The following is a 13,145-nucleotide window of genomic DNA, read 5'->3' on the forward strand; positions in this document are numbered from 1 at the left end:
CGGCCGGGAGACGACACTCAACTCAGAAAAATCCCTTGCGCACGGACAAGCCGATGATGCGAGGGTCTTGCAGGAAGACGTTGCTGCTCAGGCCGGTGTCGTCGCTGTTGACGAAGGTGCCGGTGATCGCCTTGCCGCCCAGCGCGTTCTTGACGTACAGCTGCACGGCCAGATCGCTTTCGATCTTCTGCCAGGTCAGCGACAGGTTGACGTTGCCCCAGTCGTGCAGGCGATCGATCTTGTCCTGGTAGATGCGCGCCCAGCTCGGGCCCTGGTAGTACAAATCGGCGCGCAGGATCAGATCGCCGCGTGAAGTCATGAAGGTGTACTGCGGACTCAGGCTGACGGTGATGTGCGGTGCGTTTGGCAACTCGTTGCCGCCGACGTTCTTCGCGAAACCGGCGCCGCCGTTGGGCGCATCCTTGGCCGGATCGTAGGTGAAGCCGTACAGGCCGTCGTAGGGTCCGCCGGACGAGAATCCATTCCCGTTCAGCGGCAAATTGGTCGAGCAGAAGCTGTTGAGGATATTGGCGGCGTTGTTGAACGGCGGGTCCAGCGGATAGGTCGCCGCCAGCACCGCTTCGACATACTCCTTGGGCGCGACGCAGTTGGACGCCAACTGCAGCCAGGGCTTGACCACCACCCAGTCGGAGTTGCCCGCGGTGCGATCCATCACGTCGATCGAGTATTGATTGGAGCCGATGCGGGTACGCAGCAGGCCCAGGTTGCCGCTGAGCTGGAACGCGTCGTTCGGCTTCCACACCGCTTCGAGTTCGGCGCCCCAGGTCTTGGCGTCGAAGTTCTCGTTGAGGGTGGCGCGATCCTGGATCTGCGAGACCTGATAGTCCTTGTAATCGTTGTAGAACAAGGTGCCGTTGAGGATGAACTTGCCGCCGGCCATGACGTTCTTCATGCCCACTTCAAAGGCGTTGACGAACTCGGGCTTGAACTCGGGATCGCGCTGCTCGAAGCTCAGCGCCAGCGGATTGGCGCCGATGCCCGGCGAATTGGTGCCGCCGGCCTTGTAGCCGCGCGAGGCCGACGCATAAATCATCGTGCTGTCGGTGAACGACAGGTCCGGCGACCAATCCAGCACCAACCGGCCGGTGGGCTTGTTCCACTTCTGACGGATCTTCGGCAGCGAAGGATAGCCGTAGCCCACGTAGCCGCCGAACAACTGCGGGACGCCGGCGGTACCGGTCGAATCCGACAGCAAGGTCTGGGTCGGGAACGGCGTGCTGGTCTTGCGGTCGCTGGTGTAGCGCAGGCCGACGGTCAGGCGCAGGGTGTCGTTGAGCTTCCAGTAGCCTTCGCCGAAGATCGCGGTGGAGCGGGTTTCGGCCAGATTGCGGCTGCGAAAGTAGTTATGCCCCTGGCCGTCGATCGCGCCCAGCGGATTGGGATCGATGTAGACGCAGGGAATGATCTGGCCGGTGTTCGGGTCGAGCCGCGTCGCCGCGCCGGCCGGGCACTTGCCCGGCGCGGTACCGGCGCCGTTGCCGTTGAAGAACAGATCGGCCAGCGAGGTGAACACGTTGCTGAAGACGTAGTAGCTTTCGTCTACTTTGTACTCCAGGTAGTTGGCGCCGACGTTGAAGTTGAACGCGCCGTCGAACGAGGACTGCAGGCGGAATTCCTGCGACCACTGCCTGCTGTCGGAATCGACCAGGTCGGCGATCAGCAACCGATCGGAACAACCCAGTTGCGGGTCGCAATACTTGCCGTCGGGAAACGCGTTGTAGGCAGGCTCCGGACCGTTCGGGCCGAACGCCGACACGCCGTTGGAGGTGTTGGTGAAGATCGGCTGGGACTGGAAGCGGCCGTAATCCTGGGTCGAGTAGTACTGATCCCGCGTATACAGCGTTTGCGAGACCAGGCTGAGGTGGTCGGTCAGGCTGGCGTCGAGGTTGAGCTGAAAGATATCGTTCTTGGCTTCGAACTTCGGATCGTAGGTGGTGGCGATCTTGCGCATGTCGTGCGACTGCGTCACGCCGGCATACGGGTCGAGCCCGCGCGGAATCATCGAGGCGACATCGAGGAAGTTGCCGTCCGGGTCCAGCAGATAGCCGATGGCGGTGCTCTGCGCGCCCAGCACGAACGGAATGCTCGCGCCGTTGGGAACGCCGAACGCGCCGTTGTCGTACAGCGAACCGTCCGTGCAGCCCTGGCTCATGTAGTTGCGGTCGATCGACGACACTGCGGTCGCGCCGATCCTGGCCGGACCCGGATCGTTATGGCACAGCTGCTTGCCGGTGCGCGCGCGGCGATCGTCTTCCTGGAAATGCTCCCAGACCAGGCTGGCGTTGAACTTGTCGCTGGGCTTGAAGGCGAAGGAGGTGCGCACCGACAGCAGGTCGCGATCGTTGACGTCGCGGTGGGTCACGGTGTTTTCGTCGTAGCCGTCGCGCTTGGTGTACTGGGTGGCGACGCGAAAGGCGAAGGTATCGCTGAGCGGCACGTTGAGCATGCCGTTGACGCGGCGGGTGTTGTAGTTGCCGATCTCGCCCTTGACGTTGGCCTCGAACCCGTCCGGGTTGGCCAGGTTGGGGATCATGTTGACCACGCCGGCGGTCGCGTTGCGCCCGTACAGCGTGCCCTGCGGGCCGCGCAGCACCTCGACGCGTTCCACGTCCAGGTATTCCTGTTCGAACAGGCGGTTGCGGATCATCGGCGTGCTGTTGAAGCTCACCGCCACGGCCGGGTCGGTGGTCACCGACAGCGCCTGGGTGCCGATACCGCGGATCTGGAAGTTGTAGCTGGCGAAGTTGGTCTTGGAGAAGGTGACGTTGGGCGTGGCCGTGACCAGATCGCCGCCGGTCTCGATGCGGCGGTCGCCCAGGTCCTTGCCGCCGAAGGCGCTGATCGCGATCGGCACCTTCTGGATGTTCTCGACCTTTTTCTGCGCGGTGACCACGATGGTGTCGAGGGTGGTCGCGCTGGTGCGCTTAGCGGGGTTTGTCGTCGTTTCGGGCGCCGTTTGTTCTGCCTGGGGTTCTTGGGAGGGCGCCGGCGGCTGCGTTTCGGCGACCTCTTGGACGTTTCCCTGCTTCTCCCCGGGCATCGACTTCCCGGCCGCGCCGGCGCCGCTGGCGGTGTCGCTGATCAAGATCGCGCCCGAAGCGCTGGTGGCGTAGTCCAGGCCGGTTCCGGCGAGCAATTCGTCGAGCGCCTCATGCACGCTCTTTTCGCCGCGTACCGCATGCGCGGTCTTGCCGGCGGCGAGTTCGGGCGAATACAGCAACTGGGTGCCGCTCTGGCGCGCGTACTCCGACAGCGCGGTGTCGAGCTTCTGCTGCGGAATATCGAACCTGGCCGTGGCGGCGCTGCCTTCGGCGTAGGCGCTCAAGCAAGGCAGCAGCGCCAGGAACAGCACGCACGGCCTGAGGGCACGCTTCCACGGACGTCTCTTATCTTGCAATTGCATTCGCTCTCCCCTCGGGTTGCGGGTCGTCTTTGATTGCGACCTGTCTTAAGTACAGACGCGACGGACATCAAAACCCGAACCTGCGAATGCACGCGGATTCGCATCGCGTCGTTGTTGAACCCGAGAGTTTAGTTTTGCGGTGCAACACCGCGCGACGCGACCGATGGCAGTGCGCTTGCAACGGGCGCGTTGCTGCGTGCATCGGTGACAGCGCGATTGCGACTGTGCGCGAATCGGCGGATTCGCATTGCGCTGCAACACGGGCGATGCCACGAACGAGCCGGTGGCCGGCGAGAAAGCACGACCGTGCGGGATTACATCGCCAACTTCTGCGCGCCCTGACCCGGCCCGTTCATGCCGCGCGCCAGTTCCTGCTGCTGGCGTTGCGCCTCGGCGTTCTGGCTTTGCCGGATCGACTCGACCTGGCGATAGCGTTCGTCCGCCGGCATCGACAGCGCGTCGGCCGTGGTCATGTGGGCGTGGTGCGCGGCTTGATCGGGCGAGGCGTGACCGACGCGGTGCACATGCACGACTTCGCCCGCAGCCAAGCCCGCCGTGGCCTGGTTGAACGTCACCCGGATATCGTCGTGCGCGGAGAACTTCATCTGCGCCGCACGCGTCAGCAGGCTGGCGCTGATGCGCTCGCTCTGCTCGTCCCACGGCTTGCCGATCCGCTGATCGATGCCGCGCACGCTGTCGCGGATCTTGTCGAGCAGGGCGCGATCGTGGGCGTCGAGATCGGTTGGGTTGCGGGGCGGTGAAGCGATCGGGGGTGATGGAGACGGTGGCGACTCAAGCGGAAACGGTGGGATCGGGCTGATGTGCTGGTGGCTGGCAGCGGTGTTCTGAAACAATCCCGCGATCGGTGGATTGGTGCCGGTGTTCAAGTAGGGCTGCGGTGTCGTGGCGTTGCTTGGCGGCAGCGTGATGCCGTTGCGCTCCAGCAAGTCTTCACGCAATTTCAGTTGCGATAAGTCGAGCTGCATCTGCGGAGCTATCCCGTGCACGGCATGGGCGTAGTTGCGCTCGAAGTGGATCGCACGGCTGACCGCGCCCGCGCCGTAGTAGTTGCGGTAGTCGGAATCGCCGTGGTGGCCTATGCCGGTGGTTTGGTGGCTGGCTAAACCTGGTGTTCCTGCAGGTGGCTTGTCGAAATAGTTTTGCGCCTGGGCGGCAATGTTGCTCGGTGTTGGAGACAGTGTGGCGTCTGGGTTGAACGACAGGCCAGAGCGCGCCCGTGCTTGTTGTGGGTTAGTTGGACTTGGTTCGATAAAGTCGCTCAAACGGCGGTTGTTGATTCCCATCATGTCGGTGAGTGTCGCATTCGGGAGCGTTTGCTGCTTTTTACTGAGAAGAGCGTTCCATCCCGCGATTTGTGCTTTGGCCTCGTCATCGCGGCCGGCGCTGATCAGTTGGCCGACAGGCGCGGTGTAGTCGTTGATCGGGTTGCTGTCGGCGGCAATTGCCCTGGTGGCTGTATCGAAAGCCCGATAGGCGGCGACCTTGTCCGGATGATTGAACGCATGCTGCGTTTCATGCCCAAGAACGAAGGTCATGTCTGGTGAATCAACCCGCTGAAAGGTACTGGGTGATCGAGCAAGCACACTCGGCGGTAGACTCATGGTCTTGGTGTCACCGTTGTACGTACCGCCCGCAACTGTTCCGCTGAGCGGAGCGAAGTTCTCCAGCAGCATCCGATGATGCGTGTCGGTAGGGTCGGCCGTCGTTGCCGCTCGCTTCATTTCCACGGCCAGAGATGGAGCGCCGTTAATAGTGAATTGGAGATTGCTTACCATGTCTTGCGACACAGGTTGGACCGCTCCAGACGCGTCGGTATAAGTTCCGTGCGCGAAACGAACGCTCATTTCCTGCAGGCGCAATGTCGCGCGTAGGTCCGCACTCGCGGCCGTTCCAGTGGGTTGGAAGGCATTGAGTGGCAATGTCACCACGCCTGAGGTTTTGTCATATGTGCCGACGAGGTTAGAGCCGACCCCGCCTGCGGGCAGCGCAAAACCAGTCAGTTGATGATTGGCCGCCGCTTGGTTCAAACGCTTCAGCAGATCTGCGTCCACGCCGATGGTCGCCCGCAATTGCGCCTCATGATCGGGCGTGACGCCAGGTTGGCTGGCGAACTGCGCAATCGATGCTTGCAGTTGAGGGTTTGGAGACGGCATGGATCAATCTCAAAATTCGTTGATGCTGATGAATTCGACGCAGGCGTGATTGAGCTTGGATTCCGGAGAATTTGCTTCGCGTCTTTCGGCAATCTGGACATGCACATTGTTTCGTGAGTAATGCAGCGAAACTATCCGGCCAATTTCGTCATAAGTGGGCGTTTCGTTCTTGAATCCCATGTCATTCAAGGTTGCGTCATAGGCTTTGTAGTCCAGTCTGCAGACCGGTCCCATGTCTTCCAATAGGCCTCTGTCGATTCGCTCCTTTTCGTTATGAAACTCCAGTTTCGCATTCGTAAGTTCGCGATATTTCGGGTTGATGCTATAGCTGAAACTGTATTGCCACCCAGACTCCGGCAGGCTCATGGTCAAGAAGCTGCCGTGGGTCTCGGGGGTGTTGACCATCGGCAGTTGCATTACTTGGTCGATGCGTTCGGCCGAAAGTTCATCGAATGACTTCAAGCTGTCGGCCAGCTTCAAGAACCGCCGCCCAATTTCCTCCGGCGTCAACTCGGGATGCTCGGCCAGCGTGCTGGGCTGATAAGGCGCGGGCGAGGCGGTGTTCACGGCAGCTACCTCCCTGGATGCTGGGGCCGGAGTCTTCGGCGCGGGCGAATGCGCGCATGCTGCGAGCGAAAGTACAGCGAGCGCTGACAACGAAAAGCGGGAAATTGGATATCTCATCAAGAGAGCGTCCGTTGAACTCGAGGCCACTGGGAGACAAGGTCACCACTAGGGTGGCCTTATCGTGGATGGCGACGATACTTGATCTTGTGCGGATGAGCCGCGGATAGCCGGAATATGCCACAGGCCGATTCAGATGAAAGGCCGCACATAGGTGACCATCGAAAACAGTGCGATCGCCATACGCAGCAGCGCACATAATCTATGTGGGCTCGCACGGAAGGCGCGCACTCCGTCCGCAAGTCCACTTGCGTCTGCGTGCAAAAGTCGTCGAATAGCGCTCACGCCGACTGACTCAGAGCAGCCTCAGCCACTCAATATGGGCATCATGCCAGCACCACAGTCACGCGCTAAGCCGCGCGACATCCGCAAGTTCAGCGGCAACCCACGCCGAACCAAGACCTGAGGCCGGCATCCAACACCAGCCTCACTCCAAGACCGCATCCCCACGCGGCCGATACGCAACCCCGGCCCTCATCCCCGAACCGGCGGCAGCGGCTTCAACACGATGGTGCCGCTCTCCGCCGAGGTGTGCTCGATCGGGAAATACGCGGTCAGCGCTTCGACGAAGGTGCTGGTGTCGCCGGTGTTGAACGCGCCGCTGATCTTCAGCGACGCCAGGTGCGAGTCGCTCAGCACGATCTGTTTGCGCGAATAGCGGTTCATCTCGGTGATCGCGTCTTCCAGGCGCTCGTTCTCGAACACGATCTGGCCATGGCGCCAGCTGACCACGCGCTTGACGTCGGCGCTGCGCACTTGCGGGCGGGTCTTGGCGACGGCGATGAATTGCTGGCCCGGCTGCAGTTCGTCCAGCAGCGGCGCGGCGCCGGCCGGGGCCTTGCTGCGCGCGCTGTCGCGGGTGACGGTGACGCGGCCTTCCAGCAAGGTCACTTCGAAGGCGCGCTTGGACAGGTAGACGTCGAATTCGGTGCCCAGCGCGGTCACCTGGCGGCCGGCGGCGCTGACCACGAACGGGCGGCTGCGGTCCTTGGCGACCTTGAACAAGGCCTGCCCGCGTTCCAGTGTCACCGCGCGGATGCCGGCCTGGTAATGCGCCGAGATCCGGCTGTCGGTGTTGAGCGTGATCACCGAGCCGTCGTCCAGGGTCACCACCGAGCGTTGGCCGACGCCGGTCTGGTAGACGTTGCCGGCGATCGCGTCGTCGCTGCCGGGCGCGGTCTTCCACGGCGCGTCCATGTTCATCGCCAGCACGCCCAGGCCGGCGACGGCCAGCAGCGAGGCGGCGATCGCGCCCCAGCGCGCGCTGCGCGTGCGGCGTGCGCCGGCCTTCGCCACGCGCGCCATGGTTTCCTCGCGCAGGGCCTGCATTTCCGGAGTGTGGGCGAGCGAAACCGCGAGGGCGTGAGCGGCTTGCACGCGCTCGAACGCCGCCGCGTGTTCCGGCGACTGGCCGCGCCAGGCCTCGAACGAGGCATGGGTCTGTTGATTGGGGGTCTCGCGCAGCACCTCGCTCCACCAGGCGGCGACTTCATCGACGCACTCCGGCGCAAGCTCCGCCGAGCCCTCCCACATTGGCGAGATTTTACATTTCATCTGGTGTTACCTCTCAGCAAGACCCGGTCCACGTTTTTCAGCCCCATCGGACCTGCGAGTCGATCCGTGCCGGCCCGCCCGATCCAAGCATGCGCGTTCGCACACATTGCGCCCGCCGTCGCGGCCCGGCCGGCGCCAATCAGTCCTGCTCTCCCGCCTTGTCCACCACGCGGCCCAACTGCGCCAGCGCCTTGGCCATGTGCTTTTCGATCGCCCGCACCGATATGCCCATCATGACCGCGATTTCCGCATATTTCTTCTTCTCCAGCGCGCGCAGCACGAACACGTCGCGGGTGCGTTCGGGCAGCCCGCGCAGCACCGCATTGACCCGTTTAATCTCTTCCTTACCCAGTAAGACGCGCTCCGGCGAAATATCCGTAGCAGGCTGATGCATTTCGGCGTCGAAAGATTCATGGGCGTCCTGGGCCCGGGCCCGCCGGCGCCGCCCCCAGTCGCGCAGGGTGTTGGCCGCGACCTGGAATACGTACTGTTCCACGTGTTCGATCGGGCCGCCGCGGGCGCGCCGGATCAGGTGCAGGAAGACCTCCTGGGTCAGGTCCTCGACCTCGGCGGCGTCCTTCACGCGCTTGGAGAAGAAGCCGCGCAGCGGCATGCGATAACGCAGCGACACGTTATTCCACTGCTTGACGCAATCCTCTCCGTACTCGGCTAGCGATGCGGACTCTTGCGGCCATGACGCCGGATCGGTCATTGTCTGTATCCCCATACCGCATGGAATGGTGCTGGCCGTAGCGGCCCGCGTATCGGCGCGATCCTCCGCACGGGCGATCGCCCGGGCGGTGCGGCCAACCATCGCGCACCGCGTCTGCGGATCACCGCCGGACGATGCGTTCTTGCAACGTGTTCGGCATCGATCGCCGAGTTACCGCACCGGCAAGGCTTCGGTTCCCCCAACCGCCGCGGCCGGCTCGGCCGCGTTCGCATCGCCCACTACTTTTTCCGCCCACGGCGGCAGGATTCCACGCGGCTTGCGCAGCGCGGGCGAATCGCCCTCGGCCCGCATCCTGGAATCGGTCGCCTGCGCGGCGGCGGCGGCCAGGGCCATGACCTGCTCGACGCCGCGGATCTGTTCGCCGTTGTCGAAGCGCGTGGTCAGCATCGGCGAGACGAACGCGATCAGCCGCGCCAGCATCAGCGAATCGCTGACCGGCTCGCCCATGCACATCGCCGAGATCAACTCGTCCATGTCTTCGCTGGCGAGCACGCCGGCCAGCGCCTTGAGGGCGAAATGCAGGCGCATGCCCAGCTCGTTGCGCGACAGGTGCGGCAAGGCGCGCGCGAAGGCTTCGAAGAAGCGCTCGTAGATCGGTTGATAGTGTTCGTGCAGATAGTCGCGGATGAACGGCGAGGGATCGCTGTAGACGCGTCCGAGCAAGCGCATGAAGGCGATGCCGCCGGCGCTGTCGCGGCTGAGCCGCACGGCCGGGACGAACAGCACGCCGAACACCGCCGAGGCGTCCATGGCCTGTTCGCCGTAGCGCGCTTCGCACACCGACAGCAGTTGCAGGCGTTCCTGATTGAGCCGGTCCAGGCGCGCCGACAGCAGTTCCTGGACCAGGGCTTCCTTGCTGCCGAAGTGGTAGTTCACCGCCGCCAGGTTGACCTTGGCGTGGCTGGTGATCTGGCGCAGCGACATGCCTTCGTAGCCGTGCCTGATGAACAGCAGTTCCGCCGCTTCGAGCAGGCGTCCCCGGGTATTGCCTGGACTAGCACTGTGACTGTTCACGGCCGATATCCGGGGATGGCTCCAGCTCGATCAGCTGAGGGGTTGCTCCAATTCATGGTTTGAATACCCGAATTGAAACGGCTGTTAGCCTAATCAGATCAAATCGGCCGATGCACGCTGCAGCGCAATATTTGTGATCGATGTGTGCAGTATTTCGTAGCGCCACGTCTCGGTCCGATCCCCCAAGTCGCTGATTCCACGATCAATGGAGTAGTCGTTTAGCGGCGTTTGGTGTTTGCGTGTGGCTGAGTTGAGCGGGTGCCTTTGAACGTGCATCGCGTCCACGCCCGCATCCCTTAGCTCTTGCAGTTCCCCCCTTTGAAAAAGGGGGGGGCAGGGGGGATTCGCTTTTGCTCTGCCCGCAAAGCCAATCCCCCGCGCCATCAATGGATAAGGCTTCGAGCTATCGCCGGGCGCGGGCCCCCTTTTTCAAAGGGGGCAACCATTTGCGCGATCGGATTCGGTGCGGGCCCGTCCACTTGCTTGGGCAACTGCTGCGAGATGCCTGTAGCGACGCCGCCGTGATCAGCCCAGCCCGCTGCCTTCCATCCATGTTGCGCTGCAGCTTGCGTCGCCCGTGACCTGATAAATACTATTTATCATACAAATAGGAATTCAGTCGGCGCGGGCCTTTGGAGCAGCGTCGGCAGGGAGGGGGCCGATGACAGGGGCGGCCCGGGGGATCGTCAACCAACAGCCGCGGTTGTTCGCGAGGGGCAGGGTAATGCATCAATCAGTACTGACTGTATCGGTCCGCAATGCACTCATGGTTCTGTGGGCGATGTCCGCTTTCGCCGCTCAGGGCGCGATGGCGCAGGAATCGGCATCCGCATCCTCACCGGCCGCCGACGCCGGCGCCGCGGATGCCGCGCAGAAAGACGCGACCACGCTGGGTGCAGTGGTGGTCAGCGGCACCCGCGCCAGCATCCAGAAGTCGCAGGCGCTCAAGCAGGACGCGATCGGCACCGTGGACGCGGTCTCGGCCGAAGACGTAGGCAAGTTCCCCGATCAGAACGTCGCCGACTCCCTGCAGCGCATCGCCGGCGTTTCGGTGGACCGCTCCGGCGGCGAATCGCGCTACATCACCGTGCGCGGCTTCGGCCCCGAGTTCAACACGGTGCTGCTCAACGGCCGCACCATGGCGACGGAGAATTCCGGGCGCGAATTCAGCTTCGACGTATTGCCGTCGGAGCTGATCAGCACCGCGGAAGTGTTCAAGACCTCGCAGGCCAACCTCAGCGAAGGCGGCATCGGCGCCACGGTCAACATCAAGACCCGGCGGCCGCTGGACGACAAGGGCTTCCATATCGCCGGCAGCGTGTCGGGCGTGCACGACAGCATGTCGGGCGAGGACAAGCCGAAGATTTCCGGACTGATCAGCAACACCAACGCCGACGGCACCTTCGGCGCGTTGCTCGGTTTCGTTCGCTACCAGCGCAGCCACACCAGCGAAGTCATCGACGACGAGGGCTGGCTGACCGGCAGCAACGGCATCAACGGCGTGAGCGGACTGAACAATGTCGCCGTACCGCGCACGCTGCAGTACAAGGTCAACGAGGAAGATCGCACCCGCACCGGCATCAACGCGGCGATCGACTGGCTGCCGAGCGAAAAAGTGCGCGTGACCGCCGACGCGATGTACTCCAAGTACGAGATCGACTCGAAGATCAACGCCTTCGGCCTGTTCATGGACCCCAACGACGTCCAGCAGGTCAGCGCCGACGGCAACGGCACCGCGACGTCGTTCGTGCGCAACAACACCGGCGGCCTGGCCAACGATCACATCGTCTCCTCCAGCCCGCGCAACTCCACCAATAAGCAGCTGGGCGTGGACGTCGCCTGGCAACTGAGCGATCAGACCACGCTGGATTTCGACGGCTCCTACTCCAAGGCCGAAGAGCGCAGCGGCGGCAAGGGCTATTTCATGGTGATGGGCGCGCGCAACGTCGGCGTCAATCCCACCTGGAGCCTCAATCCGGGCGCGTTCCCCAGCTACAGCAATCTGTTGCCGACCACCGACACTTCGGATCTGCGCGCGCACTTCGTCGATCGCGAAGGCGACAACCGCAGCGACGAACTGTACGAAGGCAAGATCAGCCTGACCCGCAACTTCTTCGAAGGCACGCTGTCGCAATTGCAGTTCGGCATTTCCGGATCGAAGCGCACAAAGGAGAGCGTGTCCGTGCGCACCTCCGACAGCGATCTGAACTGCGCCTACTGCGGCTACGCGGTGAAGCTGCCGGCCGAACTGGCCAGCGTGTTCAACGCCGGTTCCCTGGTGAACGGCGCCTCCCCCGGCGCGCCGACGCAATGGCTGACCTTCGATCCGCAGCGCTATTTCGATTTCCTGTCGAGCCCGGCCGCGTACAACCAGTTCGCGCCCGGCGGCGCCTTGTACGACCCGAACGATCCGGGCCGCGCCCAACGCATCGCCGATGCGCTGAAGAAATACGGCGGCTTCACCGCCCAGCCGGTGCCGCAAAGCCAGTGGCTGGTCGAGGAGAAGTCGTACGCGGCCTTCGCCCAGGCCAATTTCGAGAACACCTTCCACGACATGCCGTGGACGCTCAACGTCGGCATCCGCTTCGTCAAGACCGATGCGGTGTCGCGCGCGGTGTCCTCGCAGGTGGAGTCGATCACCGGCACGCCGGGCGACCCGACCAATGCCCAGGTGCACTTCACCCCGCCGATTCCGATCTCGCGCAGCGCGAGTTATCAGGATTGGCTGCCGTCGCTGAACTTCCGCATCAACCTGCGCGAGAACGTGGTGCTGCGCGCCTCGGCCTCGGACACGCTGACGCGCCCGACGCTGACCAGCCTGCGCATCAGCGAAGACATCGGCGTGCGTCCGCCGGGCCCGGGTTCGATCAACACCGGCAACATCGACCTGAAGCCCTACAAGGCGCGCAACTACGATCTGGGCGCGGAGTGGTACTTCAACGACACCAGCTATCTGGGCCTGGCCGGGTTCTACAAGAAGGTCGAAAACTTCGTCACCAACGTGACCCGTCCGACCACGATCCAGGGCTATCCGTTCATGGAGACCCTGCCGGTCAACGCCAACACCGCCGTGGTCAAGGGCGCAGAGCTGTCGTTCCAGTACACCTTCGACCGTCTGCCGGCGCCGTTCGACGGCCTGGGCATGCAGGCCAACTACACCTACGTCGATAGCAAGCAGAGCTTCGATCCATCCATCGCCACCGGCCAGTTCGCGGTGGTGGGCCTGGCCAATTCCGGCAACCTGATCGTGTTCTACGAAAAGGGTCCGGTCGGTTTCCGCGTGGCCTACAACTGGCGCGACGAGTATCTGTCCGCGGTGCGCGGTTCGCAGGGCGAGCCGACGACGGTCAAGCCCTACGGCCAGATCGACGTGAGCGCGAACTACAAGCTCAACGACAACATCTCGCTGTTCGCCGAGGCGACCAATCTCAACGACGAGACCGAGGAAGCCTATTCGCGCTACGAAAGCCGTCCGCAGTGGACGGCGGCGAACGGCCGCGCGATCTCGTTTGGGGTTCGCGGCTCATGGTGACGCAGGTTGCGATGGAAGCGGCCGCGGAGC

General features: G+C 63.3%; 7 protein-coding genes. 1 reads left to right on the plus strand and 6 read right to left on the minus strand.

Annotated elements, in window-relative coordinates:
• Positions 1 to 22 precede the first annotated feature (22 nt).
• From J7J50_RS00755 to J7J50_RS00780, 6 genes are all read right to left on the minus strand, one after another.
• Positions 23 to 3,424: a TonB-dependent receptor gene (locus tag J7J50_RS00755; RefSeq protein WP_215057660.1), complete on the minus strand. Its 3,402-nt coding sequence runs from the start codon at positions 3,422 to 3,424 to the stop codon at positions 23 to 25.
• Between the two features lie 314 nt (positions 3,425 to 3,738).
• Positions 3,739 to 5,598: an XVIPCD domain-containing protein gene (locus J7J50_RS00760; RefSeq protein WP_215057659.1), complete on the minus strand. Its 1,860-nt coding sequence runs from the start codon at positions 5,596 to 5,598 to the stop codon at positions 3,739 to 3,741.
• 9 nt (positions 5,599 to 5,607) lie between these two features.
• Positions 5,608 to 6,165, minus strand: coding sequence for a hypothetical protein (locus J7J50_RS00765; RefSeq protein WP_215057658.1), 558 nt, complete (start codon positions 6,163 to 6,165; stop codon positions 5,608 to 5,610).
• Between the two features lie 591 nt (positions 6,166 to 6,756).
• Positions 6,757 to 7,836, minus strand: a complete 1,080-nt coding sequence (locus J7J50_RS00770; RefSeq protein ID WP_215057657.1) for a FecR domain-containing protein — start codon at positions 7,834 to 7,836, stop codon at positions 6,757 to 6,759.
• A gap of 139 nt (positions 7,837 to 7,975) precedes the next feature.
• Entirely contained in the window at positions 7,976 to 8,548 is a 573-nt protein-coding gene (locus J7J50_RS00775) for a sigma-70 family RNA polymerase sigma factor (protein WP_215057656.1), read from the minus strand.
• 171 nt (positions 8,549 to 8,719) lie between these two features.
• A complete protein-coding gene (locus J7J50_RS00780; RefSeq protein ID WP_343222412.1) occupies positions 8,720 to 9,583 on the minus strand; it encodes a TetR/AcrR family transcriptional regulator in 864 nt (287 codons plus the stop codon).
• A gap of 781 nt (positions 9,584 to 10,364) precedes the next feature.
• Here J7J50_RS00780 and J7J50_RS00785 point away from each other — a divergent pair.
• Positions 10,365 to 13,115, plus strand: a complete 2,751-nt coding sequence (locus J7J50_RS00785) for a TonB-dependent receptor (RefSeq protein WP_215057655.1) — start codon at positions 10,365 to 10,367, stop codon at positions 13,113 to 13,115.
• Positions 13,116 to 13,145 lie beyond the last annotated feature (30 nt).

It is taken from the genome of Lysobacter sp. ISL-50 (assembly GCF_018612875.1).
In the GTDB taxonomy this organism is placed as follows: Bacteria; Pseudomonadota; Gammaproteobacteria; order Xanthomonadales; family Xanthomonadaceae; genus Lysobacter.